General features: G+C 73.1%; 14 protein-coding genes and 2 pseudogenes. 5 read left to right on the top strand and 11 right to left on the bottom strand.

What is annotated here, in order from left to right; genetic code table 11:
- The 8 genes and pseudogenes from ADY01_RS25400 to ADY01_RS25435 all read right to left on the bottom strand — a co-directional run.
- Nucleotides 1-310 (bottom strand): annotated as a pseudogene (locus tag ADY01_RS25400) (cyclase); the annotation flags it as partial.
- A complete protein-coding gene (locus tag ADY01_RS25405; RefSeq protein WP_049578164.1) occupies nucleotides 307-876 on the bottom strand; it encodes a hypothetical protein in 570 nt (189 codons plus the stop codon). The gene ADY01_RS25405 and the pseudogene ADY01_RS25400, both read right to left, overlap by 4 nt.
- Before the next feature lie 4 nt (nucleotides 877-880).
- Nucleotides 881-1,141, bottom strand: a complete 261-nt coding sequence (locus ADY01_RS25410) for a gas vesicle protein GvpG (protein ID WP_049578166.1) — start codon at nucleotides 1,139-1,141, stop codon at nucleotides 881-883.
- 1 nt (nucleotide 1,142) lies between these two features.
- Nucleotides 1,143-1,895, bottom strand: a complete 753-nt coding sequence (locus ADY01_RS25415; RefSeq protein ID WP_049578168.1) for a GvpL/GvpF family gas vesicle protein — start codon at nucleotides 1,893-1,895, stop codon at nucleotides 1,143-1,145.
- Between the two features lie 3 nt (nucleotides 1,896-1,898).
- Nucleotides 1,899-2,288 (bottom strand): gas vesicle protein GvpJ, encoded by a 390-nt coding sequence (gvpJ, locus tag ADY01_RS25420; RefSeq protein WP_049578169.1) that lies wholly within the window; start codon nucleotides 2,286-2,288, stop codon nucleotides 1,899-1,901.
- Between the two features lie 40 nt (nucleotides 2,289-2,328).
- Nucleotides 2,329-2,664 (bottom strand): gas vesicle protein, encoded by a 336-nt coding sequence (locus tag ADY01_RS25425; protein WP_049578171.1) that lies wholly within the window; start codon nucleotides 2,662-2,664, stop codon nucleotides 2,329-2,331.
- Between the two features lie 137 nt (nucleotides 2,665-2,801).
- The gene (locus tag ADY01_RS25430) at nucleotides 2,802-3,470 is read right to left on the bottom strand and encodes a response regulator (protein ID WP_049578172.1); all 669 of its coding nucleotides are present in this window, start codon (nucleotides 3,468-3,470) and stop codon (nucleotides 2,802-2,804) included.
- The gene (locus ADY01_RS25435) at nucleotides 3,467-4,651 is read right to left on the bottom strand and encodes a sensor histidine kinase (RefSeq protein WP_049578174.1); all 1,185 of its coding nucleotides are present in this window, start codon (nucleotides 4,649-4,651) and stop codon (nucleotides 3,467-3,469) included. Before ADY01_RS25435 ends, ADY01_RS25430 begins: the two co-directional genes overlap by 4 nt.
- A gap of 150 nt (nucleotides 4,652-4,801) precedes the next feature.
- Between ADY01_RS25435 and ADY01_RS25440 the strand changes: the two genes are divergently transcribed.
- Nucleotides 4,802-5,416 carry a hypothetical protein gene (locus tag ADY01_RS25440; protein WP_049578176.1) on the top strand — a complete coding sequence of 205 codons (615 nt, stop codon included), beginning with the start codon at nucleotides 4,802-4,804 and terminating at the stop codon, nucleotides 5,414-5,416.
- Here the strand turns inward: ADY01_RS25440 and ADY01_RS25445 are convergent.
- The 3 genes from ADY01_RS25445 to ADY01_RS25455 all read right to left on the bottom strand — a co-directional run bounded on the left by ADY01_RS25445 (nucleotide 5,413) and on the right by ADY01_RS25455 (nucleotide 7,666).
- A complete protein-coding gene (locus tag ADY01_RS25445; protein WP_049578178.1) occupies nucleotides 5,413-5,985 on the bottom strand; it encodes a cob(I)yrinic acid a,c-diamide adenosyltransferase in 573 nt (190 codons plus the stop codon). The two genes, ADY01_RS25440 and ADY01_RS25445, sit on opposite strands and share 4 nt — an antisense overlap.
- Before the next feature lie 34 nt (nucleotides 5,986-6,019).
- On the bottom strand, nucleotides 6,020-6,775 hold the full coding sequence (locus ADY01_RS25450; protein WP_049578180.1) for an ABC transporter permease: 756 nt from the start codon (nucleotides 6,773-6,775) through the stop codon (nucleotides 6,020-6,022).
- A 105-nt stretch (nucleotides 6,776-6,880) separates the two neighbouring features.
- On the bottom strand, nucleotides 6,881-7,666 hold the full coding sequence (locus tag ADY01_RS25455; protein ID WP_049578181.1) for an ABC transporter ATP-binding protein: 786 nt from the start codon (nucleotides 7,664-7,666) through the stop codon (nucleotides 6,881-6,883).
- 80 nt (nucleotides 7,667-7,746) lie between these two features.
- On the opposite strand from ADY01_RS25455, the gene ADY01_RS25460 reads away from it, so the two are divergent.
- From ADY01_RS25460 to ADY01_RS25475, 4 genes and pseudogenes are all read left to right on the top strand, one after another.
- Nucleotides 7,747-8,385: a TetR/AcrR family transcriptional regulator gene (locus ADY01_RS25460; RefSeq protein ID WP_049578187.1), complete on the top strand. Its 639-nt coding sequence runs from the start codon at nucleotides 7,747-7,749 to the stop codon at nucleotides 8,383-8,385.
- A gap of 182 nt (nucleotides 8,386-8,567) precedes the next feature.
- On the top strand, nucleotides 8,568-9,416 hold the full coding sequence (locus ADY01_RS25465; protein ID WP_049578183.1) for a 3-hydroxyacyl-CoA dehydrogenase family protein: 849 nt from the start codon (nucleotides 8,568-8,570) through the stop codon (nucleotides 9,414-9,416).
- A 180-nt stretch (nucleotides 9,417-9,596) separates the two neighbouring features.
- Nucleotides 9,597-9,890: an STAS domain-containing protein gene (locus ADY01_RS25470; RefSeq protein WP_049578184.1), complete on the top strand. Its 294-nt coding sequence runs from the start codon at nucleotides 9,597-9,599 to the stop codon at nucleotides 9,888-9,890.
- 113 nt (nucleotides 9,891-10,003) lie between these two features.
- Nucleotides 10,004-11,530 (top strand): annotated as a pseudogene (locus ADY01_RS25475) (ATP-binding protein); the annotation flags it as partial.

An 11,530-nucleotide genomic window follows, 5' to 3' on the forward strand; every position in this document is an offset into this window, starting at 1 on the left:
CACCCCCACCGCCGCCGCCCATGGCGCCCTTCACCTTGTCCACCGTCTTGCCCTTGACGTCCTTGGCACCCTCGCCCGCCATCGCCTTGGCCGGGTTCTCGCCGCCGAGCACCCGCGCCCCCACCTTGGGAACCGGGCCTCCCTTGTCCATCTCGCCGAGCCGTCCGGCCAGCCCGGTGACCTTGTCGCCCGCCTTGTCGGCGAGCTGCTTGACCTGGGCGCCGACGAAGCCGGTCACCTCGTGGCGCAGCCGCTCGACGGTCTGCGCCAGGCCGCCCTGACCGCCGTCGCCCTGCTCGTCGCTCGTCATGACCGTTCACCTCCCGCCGGGGTGCGGCCGGCCTTCTTGCCCGCCGCCCGTTTGCCGTTGGACGCGCGTTTCCGCGGTTCGGCGGTCTCCTCGGCCGCCTCCTGGGACGACTCCTCCTGCCGGGTCTCGTCCTGGTCGGCGTCCCCGTCGCCCGGCGGGCAGTCGTCCCCTTCACCTCTCGCCCCGGACGCCTTGTCCCCCCGCTCCGTTCGCTCCGTGTCGCGCGCCCCGTCGCCTGAGGCGTTCGCGGCGCACCCGACGATGGCTTCGGTGCGCGACTTGAGGGTGTCGGCCAGGCCGGAGAGGTGGTGGTTGGTCGCCGCGGAGGCCGCGGTCTTGCCCGCGTGGGCCAGTTCGCCGCGGATCTGCTCGGTGAGCTGCGAGACGTGCTCGTTGTCCTTGAGGCGCCGCAGCCCCTCGCTCGCCAGGTCCCGCGGGTGGAGCCGGAATCTGCGGCCGACCACGTAGGTGGCGACGGCGAAGGCGAGTTTGGCCTTCCTGCGGCGGCCCAGCACGTAGCCGCTCGCGATTCCCGCGGCCAGCGCCGCCTTCATGTTCTGCTCCATCGGTTCAGTGCCCTCCATGGTCCAGGCGTCGGTCCTCGCGCAGTACGTGATGGAGCCGGATGAGGAGGATCTCCTCCTGGCACTCGAACTCCTCCTCGCCGATCTCACCGTCCTCGTAGGCCCGGTGCAGGGCCGCGAGCTGGGCCTTGAGCGGTCCCGGCGCCCAGTACTCCTGCTCGGCCGCCTCGGCGATGCGGTTCGCCACCCAGCCCACTCCGCGGGCGGGGGCCAGCGGGAGCAGGAGGAGGCCGGAGATCAGGCCCATGTCAGCGCCTCGCCGCCGCGGGCGCGCCCTCGTGCACGCTCGGCACGAAGCTGAAGCAGGGCAGCGGGCCCGTGACCCTCACCTCGGCGTGCGAGGCGAGGCGCGCCGCGCAGCGCGCCCCCTCGGACTGGAAGGCACGCTGCGCCTCCCGCGCCACGAGGAAGGAGATGTTGCGGACGCAGCCGGGGACCTCGGGCCCCGGCGTCGTCGCCTCGGCGAGCGGCGTCAGCACGCGCAGGGCCTCGGCGGCGGCGCTCGCCGCCCTGCGCTGGAGCCCGGCGGCGACGGCCTCGCCCAGCCGCACGCTGGCCTCGTACCCGGGTCTGCGCTGGGCGCTCTCCCGCAGCCGCCGCACGGCGGGGTCGTCGCGGACCAGTTCGGCCAGGCCGTCCTCGACCGTGAAGATCTTGAGGTTCATCTCCAGCCGCCCGTCGAGGCGTTCGAGGGTGTCCAGGTGCTCCCGCTCGCGCTCGGCCAGCCGCTCGGTGACGGCCGCCTCGTCGGGGGAGACGACCCCGAAGCGCATCGGCAGCACGGGGCCCCGCTCGGCGAGTTCGAGCAGCGTGTCCTGGTGGGCCATCAGGTCGCGGCGCCGGGCCAGCAGGCTCTCGGGGGCCTCGCTGACCACCGCCGCCACGCCGCGTTCGCACAGCCTCCGCAGCCGGGCCGGGGGCGTGCCGACTCCGCGTCGCCCGGCGGGCAGTTCCTGGCTCGCCCGGATGATGCCGTAGACGTACACGTGCGGATCTGCCACGTCTCACTCCTTCTCGTCGCCCTGGTCGGACTCGTCGCCGCCCTTGCCGGACACGTGCTCCTTGACCTTGGAACCCGTGCTCTTGACGGCCTTCTTGCCTGCGGACCTCTTCATGCCGCCGCTCATCCCCTCGATGACATCCGGAAGGGTGCGGCTGTGGGCGTCGGTCTCCAGGTCGACGCGGTTGCACGCCTCGGCGAACCGCAGATAGGTGTCGACGCTCGCGATGACGATGCGTATGTCGACCTTGACGATCTCGATGCCCACCAGCGAGACGCGCAGGAAGACGTCGATGACCATGCCGCGGTCGAGGATGATGTCGATGACGTCGTAGAGGGTGCCGGTACGTGGCTGGATGCACGCGTCGTCGCGGTAGATGGTGGGAACGGTCATGAGGGCTCCTTGGTAAGGGGGAGGACCGCGAGCGGGGGGTTCAGCAGTAGTCGTCGGTGGCGCAGCGCCGGTACCGGCGCACGCGGCGGTACTGGCGAAGCCGCCCCTCTTCGTCCAACTCGACCTCGTAGGTGGCCATCAGGCTCGTGGTGTCGGGGATGCGGGCGACCTCCAGGACGTCCACGCACACGCGCCAGCCGTCCTCCTCGCGGTGCACCGCGGAGACCCCGTCGACGGTGTGACCCGTCAGCTTCTCCAGCCGTCGGCACGCCCGGCGGGCGGCGCCCGAGGGGCCGCGCACCGGCTCGGAACGGGACTGTCGTGGTGAGTCCTCGGCCGTAGGGCTGCGGCCGCTCTCCTTTTGCTGATCTGCCATGGCTCAGTCTGGGCAGATCTTCGCGCCCGCCGCTTCCGGTGATGGGCCGAGTGGGGTGGTGCGCCGGGCACGGCGTGAGCCGGGGCCCGTTGCCCGATGTGCGGCGGCCGGCGGGCGGAGCCCGCGCGGCCCCGCGCTCAGCCCGCGGTGGGCCCCGACTCCTGGGCCAGGATGGCGGCCTGGACGCGGCTGCGCAGGCCCAGCTTGTGCAGGACGCGGCTGACGTGCGTCTTCACCGTGGCCTCCGCCATGTGCAGGCGGTCGGCGATCTCGGCGTTGGACAGGCCCTCGCCGATCCGGGCCAGCACCTCGCGCTCGCGCGGGGTCAACGAGGCGAGCCGCGCCGCCCCGGGCGCGGGCGGTGCCTGGGCGCCGCCGGGCGCGGAACGGGCGAACTCGGCGATCAGGCGGCGCGTGACGGACGGCGCGATCAGCCCCTCGCCCGCCGCCACGGTGCGGACCGCGTCGAGCAGGGCGGATGCCTCGCTGTCCTTGAGCAGGAAGCCACCGGCCCCGGCGCGCAGCGCGCCGAAGACGTACTCGTCGAAGTCGAACGTGGTCAGCACCAGCACCTCGGCCAGCCCCTCGCCGGTGATGCGGCCGGTCGCGGCGACGCCGTCGAGGCGAGGCATCTGGAGGTCCATCAGCACCAGGTCGGGCCGGAGTTCGCGGGCGAGCCTGACGGCCTCCTCGCCGTCACCGGCCTCGCCCGCCACCTCGATGTCCGGGGCGCTGCGCAGGATCAGCACCAGCCCCTGCCGAACGGCCGCCTGGTCCTCGGCGACCAGCACCCTGATCCGGGTCATGTCCTCGACTTCCCTTCCCTCAGGGGCAGTTCCGCGGTGACGCGCCAGTTCCCGGACCCGTCGGGCCCCGCGGCGAACGTGCCGTCCAGCAGCTCGACCCGTTCGCGCATGCCGACGAGTCCCGCGCCCGAGCCGAGGGCGCGGGAGGCGACGCGTTCGTGGAACGGGCTGGTGACGGTCACCGTGAGGGCCTCGGCGTCCTGCCGCAGCGCCACGGTGACCTCGCCGGGAGCGGCGTGCTTGACGGCGTTGGCCAGCGACTCCTGGACGATGCGGTAGGCGGCGAGTTCGACGGGCGCCGACAGCCGGGGCGCGTCCCGCGGGCGGTCGTCGTGGCCGGTGAACCGCAGCCGCCCCGCGGCGCCGGTGCGGCCCGCCCGGCGCAGCAGCGCGTCGAGGCCGTCCAGGCTGGGCGACGCCTCGACGACCTGCCCGCCGCCCGCCTCGCGCAGCAGGCCGATGAGGCTGCGCATCTCGGTGAGGCCCTGGGTGCTGTTCTCCCTGATCACCGCCAAGGCGTCCCGGGTCGCGGCGCGCTCGTCCAGGGTGAGCGCGGCGGTGGAGTGGATGGCGATGGCGGAGAGGTGGCCCGCGACGCGGTCGTGCAACTCGCGTGCCATCCGGGAGCGTTCGGCCGCCACCGCCTGGGTCCTGTCCATCTCCGCGAGCAGCGCGGTCTGTTCGGCGCGCAGCCGCTCGGCGGCGGCGGCGTCGCGGTGCTGGCGCAGCATCAGCCCGGTCCACGCGGGGGTGGCGGTGACCCCGGCGGCGAGCGCCCCGAGCAGCAGCGCCTCCGGCGTGCGCAGCCAGGCGACGGTGCCGATGGTGACGGCCACGGTGAACACCACGGAGCCGGTCGCCAGGTTCCGCGCCAGACGCGCGGGGCCGTAGAGGGCGACGGCGTAGAGGATGTCGGTGAACATGATCACCACGGCGAGCAGCCCGCCCGTGAGCACGTCCACGGTCTGCGCGACCACCGCGATCCCCAGGGCCCACACCGGCGCGGTGCGGCGCAGCAACTCGGCGCCGCTCATCATCAGCAGGCCGATGAGCACCTCGGGCCCGTGCTGCTCGTGGGGCGTGACGGTGTGCAGGCCGAGCGCGATCCCGAGCAGGCCGCCCACCAGGCCCGCGAGCGCGATCCACACGTCGTGGCGGTGCGGGCGGGCCGGGCTGGACATGGCTCCATCACAGCACGCCTCGCGCCGTGGCGACGACCATCGGCCGGAGTAGTCCGAACGGTGCAGCCGCCCGGCGCGAATCATCGTCGGGGCCGACGCCGCGGGGGAGCGGGGGCGGCGAACCTGGAGGCGACGAGGGAGGAGTCCGCCATGATCGTTGCCCTGATCGCCGCGGCGGAGGTGGGGTTCTGGCTGGTGCTCGGCGCCGGCCTCGCCGTCCGTTATCTGCTGCGCATGCCGCGCCTGAGCGCGGTGCTGCTGGTGTGCGTGCCGCTGATCGACGTCCTGCTGCTGACGGCGACCGCGGTGGACCTGGCGCGCGGCGCCGAGCCGTCGGCGGCGCACGGGCTGGCGGCGCTGTACCTCGGGTTCACGGTGGGCTACGGGCACTACACGATCGCGTGGGCCGACCGCCATGCCGCGCACCGGCTGGCCGGGGGACCGCGGCCCCAAAAGCCGCCGCGTTACGGGATGGCGCGGGCCCGGCACGAGTGGCGCATCTGGTCGATGACGCTGGTCGCGGTGCTGATCGCGCTCGCGGTCCTCCAGGTGATGATCTGGGCCATCGGGGACGCCGACCGGACGGAATCCCTGCGCGGCTGGCAGTGGACGGCGCTGCGGGTGGTCGGCATCCACGGGCTGATCGCGCTCAGCTACTCGGTGTTCCCGCGGCGTGCCCCTGAGGGCGCGACCGCCGAGGGCGCGGCCCCTGAGGCCGCCGCCCCCGGGGCCGAGCGGACCTCCCGGCGGTCCTGGCGGTTCTAGCGGTTGTCGCCGGGGACCCAGAGCACGTCGCCGGTCTCCTTGTTGGCGGTGCGGGCCAGGATGAACAGCAGGTCCGAGAGCCGGTTGAGGTAGGTGGCGGTGAGCGCGTTCATCGTGGGGCCGTGCGCGTCGAGGGCGGCCCAGGTCGAGCGCTCGGCCCGCCGGACCACGGTGCACGCCTGGTGGAGCAGCGCCGCGCCCGGCGTGCCGCCCGGCAGGATGAAGCTGCGCAGCGTGTCCAGCCCGGCCAGATAGTGGTCGCAGTCGGCCTCCAGCCGGTCGACATAGGTCTGCTCGACGCGCAGCGGCGGGTGCTCCGGATGCTCCACCACGGGGGTGGCGAGGTCGGCGCCGACGTCGAAGAGGTCGTTCTGCACGCGGACGAGCACGGCCGCGACGTCGGCGGGCAGCCGGCCGAGGGCCAACGCCGTGCCGATGACGGCGTTGGCCTCGTTCGCGTCGGCGTACGCGGCGATCCGCGGGTCCGTCTTGGCGGTGCGGCTCATGTCGCCCAGGGCCGTGGTGCCGGTGTCTCCGGTGCGGGTGTAGATCCGGGTGAGGTTGACCATGCGGGCGAGCGTACTGGGCCGGGCGGGGGTGGCCCTAGGCACCGACCCTGGAGAACAGCCGGGTGGCCACGGTGAGGGAGGCGGCGGCGAGGCCGGCGGCCACCAGCAGGCCGAGCACCAGCTCGCCGCCGCCGTAGTCGCCGACGAACGCCGCCCGCACGCCCTCCACCAGATACCGGAAGGGCACGAAGTGCGAGAGCACGTCCAGCCAGGTCGGCGCGAGCGCCATGGGCAGGAGAATGCCGGAGAGCAGCATCGCGGGCAGGTTGACCGCGTTGACCACGGGGGCGAACTCGTGGATGGCCTGCACCCGCATCGCGAAGGCGTAGGAGAGCGACGCCAGCGAGATGCCGAGGGCGCCGACGATGAGGAACCCGACCAGCACGCCGAGCACCGGCGCGCGCAGGCCGAAGAGGGTGCCCGCGAGGACGAGCACGAGGGACTGCGCCAGCAGCTGCACGGCGTCGCGCAGCACGCGACCGAGGAGGAGCGCCAGGCGGCTGACCGGGGTCACCCACATGCGTTCGACGATGCCGAGCTGCTTCTCCATGATGATGCCGAAACCGGCGAACGCGGCGCTGAACAGGCCGAGTTGAACGAGGAGCCCGGGAACGAGGGTCTGCCAGGAGTCGCCCTCGCCGCCCAGCGGCACACGGTCGAGCAGCGGCCCGAAGAACGCGAGGAACAGCATGGGCTGGAGCAGGCCGAAGAGCAGGCTGATGCGGGACCTGAGGGTCTGGCGCAGATAGCGGTCGAAGATCAGGCCGGTGTCGGAGAGCACGGTGGACATGGCTGGGCGTTTCCCCTCGCGGGTGCGTGGTGTGGTGGGCCCGGTGTGTGGTGGGCCGGGGTGTGGTGGGCCGGGTGTGCGGCGGCCGGGGCGTTCCGGTCGGGGTCAGAGGGCGACGGGGGCGAGGTCGTCCCGCTTGGGGCCGCGGCCGGTGATCGCGATGAACGTGTCCTGGAGCGTGGCGTCGGGCGAGCCGCCGTGCGCGGCCTTCAGCTCTGCGGGGGCGCCCTCGGCCACGACGCGGCCGTCGTCCACGATGATCAGCCGGTCGGAGAGGGCGTCCGCCTCGTCCAGGTAGTGGGTGGTGAGGAAGACGGTGGTGCCCCACTCGGCCCGGATGCGGCGGATCAGGTCCCACAGGTCGGCGCGGCTGGCGGGGTCCAGCCCGGTGGTCGGCTCGTCGAGGAAGACGATCGCGGGCCGGTGCGGGAGCGCCATGGCGACGTCGAGGCGGCGCTTCTGGCCGCCGGAGAGCTCGGAGCACGTGCGGTCGAGGAGATCGGCGAAGTCCAGCTCGGCGGCCAGTTCCGCGGTGCGGGTCGCGGCCTCGGCCCGGGTCAGCCGGTAGAAGCGGCCCTGGCGCGTCAGCTCGTTCCGCACGGTCTCGGTGGGGTCGACGCCGCTGGCCTGGCCGACGTAACCGATGCCCAGGCGCACCCGGGCCGGCTCGCGGATCAGGTCGTGCCCCGCGACGGTGGCGGCGCCGCGGGTGGGGCGGAGCAGGGTGGTCAGCATCTTCAGCGTGGTGCTCTTGCCCGCGCCGTTGGGTCCGAGGAGGCCCAGGATCTCGCCGGGCTCGACGTCCATGTCGATCCCGCGGACCGCCTCGACGGTGCCGCGCTTGGTCCGGAAGGTACGGGCGAGTCCTCGTGTGGTCAGGATGGGATCCATGCCGTCAAGAAAAGCAGGGAGACTTAAAATTTGCAACGACACCAAGTTTTCGGTTGGTCAAGAATGGCTACGATGACGGCATGGCCGGCCTCAGAGAGCGCAAGAAGCGTCAGACCAGGCAGCTGATCTCGGACGTGGCGACCGGTCTCTTCCTCGAACGCGGCTTCGACCAGGTCACGGTCGCCGAGGTCGCCGAGGCCGCCAATGTCTCGGTCAACACCGTCTACAACTACTTCCCGGCCAAGGAGGACCTCTTCCTCGACCGCGAGGACGAGATGGTGGAACGGCCCTCCGAGCGGGTCAGGAACCGGGAGCCGGGCGAGTCCGCGGCGGAGGCCGTGCTGCGCGGGCTGCGCCGGGACATCATCGAGCGCCGGCCGTGGACGGGGCTCAGCGAGAACTACGACCGCTTCGTGCGGGTGGCCTTCGGCTCGGCCTCGCTGGTGGCGCGACTGATGCGGATGATGAACGCGACGTCGGAACGGCTCGCCGAGACGCTCGCGGAGGAGGCGGAGGAGAAGCCGGGCGACCATGTCGCCGAGCTGATCGCGGGGCAGCTGATGTCACTCCAGGCCGAGGTCTACCGCACGGCGGGGCACGGGGCGATGGAGCGCAGGCCGCTGGACGAGACCGCGGGGCTGATGCTGGAGAAGCTGGACGTGGCGCAGTCCCTGATGAGCCCCCGCGTCCTGGACTACGCCCGCCGCCCGCTCCCCTGAGGCTCCCCGTGTCGCCGGGCCGTGTCGCCGCGCCGTGCCGCGCGGTCTCTCGCGGGGCATCTGCCCCCGGCGCGGGCGGACTTGCGCTCGCTTCGTGACGCGTGTCTCTTCCCGGCCCAAGAACCCCCGTGGATCGATAGTGTTCTGGGTCCCGGGTCGCCGCGCATCGAAGGAGATCACACGTGGCCAGGAAGCTCGCCGTCATCGGCGCCGGACTCATGGGGTCCGGCATCGCCCAGGTAGCGGCCCAGGCCGGCTGGGAGGTGACCCTGCGCGACCTCACCGAGGACGCCCTGACGCGCGCCCGGCACGGCATCGAGTCGTCCCTCGGGAAGTTCGCCGCCAAGGGGACGCTGACGGACGACGAGGCGGCGGCGGCCTCGGGCCGCATCACCACCACCACGGACCTGGACGCCGCCGCCGAGGCGGACGTGGTGGTCGAGGCCGTCTTCGAGCGCGTCGACGCCAAGCGGGAGCTGCTGAGCACCCTCGACGGCCTGATCAAGGACTCGGCGGTGCTGGCCTCCAACACCTCCGCCATCCCGATCACCCTGCTCGCCGCCGCCACCGGGAATCCCGAGCGCGTCGTCGGCACGCACTTCTTCTCGCCGGTGCCGATGATGGGTCTGTGCGAGCTGGTCCGCGGCCACCGCACCAGCGACGAAGCCCTCGCCGTGGCACGGGAGTTCGCCGAGTCGACCGGCAAGACCTGCATCGTGGTCGAGCGCGATGTGGCCGGGTTCGTCACCTCCCGGCTCATCTCCGCGCTCGTGGTCGAGGCGATCAAGCTCCACGAGTCGGGCGTGGCCACCGCCGAAGACATCGACACCGCCTGCCGCCTGGGCTTCGGTCACGCGATGGGCCCACTCGCCACCACCGACCTCACCGGCGTGGACATCCTCATGCACGCGATGGAGAACATCTACACGGAGTCGCGCGACGCCAAGTTCGCGCCCCCCGAGCTGATGCGCCGGATGGTCGACGCCGGTGACGTCGGGCGGAAGAGCGGCAAGGGCTTCTACCCCTACTGATACTGATCGTTTCGGGCGGCTCCTGAACTCCACTGATCTCTCCGATCGTCACCGATCACCTCCCTGAGTGATTTCGGTATCGGTTTGAACACAGTCGGCAACTCATGGCTCAGTGAGCTGTCACTTTTAACGGTGGTACACAGTCGTCAACAGTCGCCCCTAGGGCAGCGGGGAGCGTACATGCACATCAGAGGCGACCACGCGGAGCTGGTCGTCGGCGGGCGTCTGGACGTGCGCAGCGCGGCGGACGCGAGATTGGCCCTGCACCGAGCCGTGGACGCCGGTGACGGTGACCTCGTGCTCGACCTCAAGGACCTCGACTCCTGGGACGCCACGGGACTCGGCGTCATCATGGGCACGCACCGCAGGGCGGGACGGTGCGGGAGACGGCTGGTGCTACGAGACGTGCCGCCCCGGATGCAACGCGTGCTGGTGGCCACCCGCCTGCACCGCATTCTCACCATCGCCCCATAATCCCCAGAAGTTTTCGACGGGTTGATCGACACCGGCCGTGAGGTGCGCGACCGGCGACGGTAGCGTGGGCACCACAGGCGGCCTGGCCGCACCGCTTCCGAGAGACGCTGACCATGGACCTCAACCACCCCGCCGGGGCCGCCGACGACGGTCCCACCCGGGCTGTCGAGCTGGTCGCTGGGGACTTCCTGCTCACGGTCAACCCGGTGGACGGCAGCGAGATAGAGTCCTGCCCGCCCGGGCGCCGCCCGATAGCCCCGCGCCGCGCGCCCGCGGGGACCGGCGACGGCGAGCCGTCCCCCGCCCCCCTGCTCGAACGCGACGAGGAGCGGCACCGGCTCTACCGGCTGCTCGCCCGCGGCCGTTCGGTCCTCCTGACCGGCCCCCCGGGCGTCGGCCGCACCGCCCTGCTCGACGCCGTCGCCCGCGACTGCGCCCGCCTGGCCCCCGACGGCGTCATCAGGCTCAGCGGCTACCGGCGTACCCGCGACGACCTGCTGCACGAGCTGCACGCCGCCGTGCACCACACCCCCGCGTACCGTCCGGGGGCGACCGAGCTGGCCGCCGGCCTGCGCGAGATCGGCGCGGTCGTCGCCCTGGACGACGTCGAGTTCGGCGCCGCAGCCCTGGACGAGCTCCTGGAGGCCACGCCCGAGTGCGCCTTCCTGATCGCCGCCGAGCCCGGCGTCCCCGCGCCCGGCGCCGAGTCCCGCCTCGAAGAGGTCTTCCTCGCCGGCATCAGCCGCACCGCCTCCCTCGAACTCCTCGAACTCAGCCTGGGCAGGCCCCTGAACGAGGCCGAGACGGACTGGGCCGCCGACCTCTGGTTCGAGACCGAGGGCCTGCCGCTGCGCTTCGTCCAGGCCGCCGCGGTGCTGCGCGGACGCGACGAGTCCTCCCGGGCGCCGCTGCCCAACGCCGCCACCCTCACCGCCACCCTCGTCAAGGCGCTGTCCGAGGGCGCCCGGGTCATCCTGCGGTACGCCGTCGCCCTCGGCGGCGAGATCCCCGCGCCGTCCCGGCTGCCCGTGCTCACCGGCCATCCCAACACCGTGGCCGACCATGACGAGTTGCTGGCGGGCGGCCTGCTCACGGCCGTGGGCCACCGCCACCGCGTGGCCCCCCTCGTCACGGGGGAGCTGCTGGCCGCGGGCTTCGGCGACGGCTCGGCCGACCGCGTCCTGGCCGCCGCCCGCCACTACGCCTGGTGGCTCGCCCAGCCGGATGCGACGCCGCCCGCCGTCGCCGGGGAGGCCGACGTCCTCCTGGCCATCGTGCGGTCGGCGCAGCGCGAGGGCCACGCCGCCTCCGTCGCCGCCCTCGCCCGCGTCGCCGCCCCGCCGCTGGCCGCCGCCCTGCGCTGGGGCGCGTGGGAGCGGGTGCTGCGCACCGGACAGGAGGCGGCCCGCGCCGCGGGCGAGGTCGCCGACGAGGCGTACTTCCACCACGAACTGGGTGTGCTGGCCATCGTCCAGGGCCGGTTGGACCGCGCCCGCGCGGAGTTGGAGGCGTCGACGGCGCTGCGCAGCGTGCTCTCCGACGCCGGAGGCGCGGTGACGGGACGCCGCGCCCTCGCCCTGGTGGAGGACCTGAGCTCGCCCCGCGCCCAGACGCCGCCCGAGGGCATACCCCCGGTCGAC

It is taken from the genome of Streptomyces sp. SBT349, from assembly GCF_001083795.1.
Classification (GTDB): domain Bacteria; phylum Actinomycetota; class Actinomycetes; order Streptomycetales; family Streptomycetaceae; genus Streptomyces.

Bases quoted from the DNA above. Each gene is read 5' to 3' on its own strand.
- ADY01_RS25405 (WP_049578164.1), bottom strand. From the start codon at position 876: ATGGAGCAGAACATGAAGGCGGCGCTGGCCGCGGGAATCGCGAGCGGC.
- ADY01_RS25410 (WP_049578166.1), bottom strand. From the start codon at position 1,141: ATGGGCCTGATCTCCGGCCTCCTCCTGCTCCCGCTGGCCCCCGCCCGC.
- gvpJ (WP_049578169.1), bottom strand. From the start codon at position 2,288: ATGACCGTTCCCACCATCTACCGCGACGACGCGTGCATCCAGCCACGT.
- ADY01_RS25425 (WP_049578171.1), bottom strand. From the start codon at position 2,664: ATGGCAGATCAGCAAAAGGAGAGCGGCCGCAGCCCTACGGCCGAGGAC.
- ADY01_RS25430 (WP_049578172.1), bottom strand. From the start codon at position 3,470: ATGACCCGGATCAGGGTGCTGGTCGCCGAGGACCAGGCGGCCGTTCGG.
- ADY01_RS25435 (WP_049578174.1), bottom strand. From the start codon at position 4,651: ATGTCCAGCCCGGCCCGCCCGCACCGCCACGACGTGTGGATCGCGCTC.
- ADY01_RS25440 (WP_049578176.1), top strand. From the start codon at position 4,802: ATGATCGTTGCCCTGATCGCCGCGGCGGAGGTGGGGTTCTGGCTGGTG.
- ADY01_RS25445 (WP_049578178.1), bottom strand. From the start codon at position 5,985: ATGGTCAACCTCACCCGGATCTACACCCGCACCGGAGACACCGGCACC.
- ADY01_RS25450 (WP_049578180.1), bottom strand. From the start codon at position 6,775: ATGTCCACCGTGCTCTCCGACACCGGCCTGATCTTCGACCGCTATCTG.
- ADY01_RS25455 (WP_049578181.1), bottom strand. From the start codon at position 7,666: ATGGATCCCATCCTGACCACACGAGGACTCGCCCGTACCTTCCGGACC.
- ADY01_RS25460 (WP_049578187.1), top strand. From the start codon at position 7,747: ATGGCCGGCCTCAGAGAGCGCAAGAAGCGTCAGACCAGGCAGCTGATC.
- ADY01_RS25470 (WP_049578184.1), top strand. From the start codon at position 9,597: ATGCACATCAGAGGCGACCACGCGGAGCTGGTCGTCGGCGGGCGTCTG.